Source organism: Streptomyces altiplanensis (assembly GCF_053591575.1).
In genome coordinates, this window is record NZ_JBSFUB010000224.1 from 1 (window position 1) to 1,584 (window position 1,584).

The 1,584-nt window shown below is 69.9% G+C and carries 1 protein-coding gene; it reads right to left on the reverse strand.

Going from position 1 to position 1,584, the window contains the following annotated elements; genetic code table 11:
• Window positions 1-8: 8 nt before the first annotated feature.
• Entirely contained in the window at window positions 9-1,460 is a 1,452-nt protein-coding gene (locus ACWD0Y_RS36610; RefSeq protein ID WP_450264569.1) for an NF041680 family putative transposase, read from the reverse strand.
• Window positions 1,461-1,584 lie beyond the last annotated feature (124 nt).

The following is a 1,584-nucleotide window of genomic DNA, read 5'->3' on the forward strand; positions in this document are numbered from 1 at the left end:
CTTGATCATTAACCTCGCTGCTGTTTTAGGCGGACGTGTTCGGTGAGGGTTTCGATTCGTTTCACGGTCTTTCCAGGTTCGTGACGTGGGGCTGACCTGCGGTTCTTCGAGCCGGGTGGGCGTCCGGGTCCGGGCTTGGAGGGTCTGGGCACGTCGGCGGGACGGGCGGTCTTCACGCGGAGGTGGCGGAACCCCCGGCGGACCCGGGCAGGGGTGAGCCGACGAGGCTGCGCCGGCCGCTCCCAGGGTCGACGAAGATCCTCGGCGAGGGGCCGGGCGAGGCGGAGTTGGGTGTGGGCGGCGATGATCAGCCACGTCCACAGGTCGGCCGTGTGCGGGTCGCGGACCTTGGGGACGGTCCAGCCCAGGGTCTGTTTGAACAGCCGGAAAGTGTGTTCAAGATCGAACCTGCGGAGGAACGCCTGCCAGCGGACATCGACGTCCTGGCCGGTCATACCGGTGCGCGAGGACCACAGCCACACCGGCTTCGGGTCGCGGTCGCCGGGCAGGTGCTCGACCTTCAGCCGGATCAACGTGCCGTGGATCAGCGGGAGTTCGCCGCAGTGGTCGAGCCAGGGGCCACGGGCCTGCAGGCGGGGGTGCATCCGGTCCCAGGCGAGGGCTTCGGCCGTGCCGTAGCGGGTGGTGTCGCACGTCGTGGCCTGGTCGGGGGTGTGCCAGGACTCCGGCTTGGAGAAGGTGAGGACGCCGCCGTGCTTGCGGGGCTGTCCGCCGCGCGGGGTGGAGCGGCGCGGTCCGGCGTCCCGGAGCATGACGCGGTCCGAGCGGAGCCGGCCGACCAGCTCGACGGGCAGGTCGGCCAGGACGTGGGCGAGGCGGGTGACATCGTAGCCGGTGTCCATGACGACGAGGATGTTCGCGTCGCCCGGCCGCCACTGCCCGGCGTGCACCAGCCGGGTGACTACCTCGCGCAGCTGGGTGGCGGTCACCGCGGTGGCATCGTCGGCCGGCCCCAGCCTGATCGCGTCCAGCAAGGCCGTCCAGGACGTGCGTCCCGTCTCCAGCGCGGCGACGAAGGAGTAGGGCCAGCCGGGGATGAACTGATCCGCGCTGCGGCCCCGTCCGTAGACGTGACAGAACAGCAGCTCCGGGCTGGTGGGGGCGTCGGGTCGCAGCCAGTTGCTCACGTCCACCGCGAGCACGATCCGCCCGTCGGCGGCACGCGGCAGCGGCGTGGAGGCAAGCAGCCTGCGCAGGCGGCGCGGTTCCAGCCAGCCGTGGTTGACCGCGTCGTACATCGCTCCGTGCCCGCGCCGGTGCTCGGCCGTGAGCGTCAACTCGACCAGCGAGGTGACCGGGCCGTCCGAGCACAGCACCGCGTCAGTGAGCTCGAAGAGGGCATCCGCCCGGGTGTAGAGGCAGTCGTAGAACTGGACACGAAAGTGGGACAGGACGCCCAACGCGGCGTCGGCGGACTGTTCAGCGGCGAGACTCTTCACCAGCGGCCGTTCCTTCACGTGACGTTGCTCGACACCTCGAAGCGTGAAGAACGGCCGCCCTGCTGTCCCGGGAACGAACCAAGACCAGCGGGTCAGGTGAACGGCCGAGGTTAAACACCAAGCT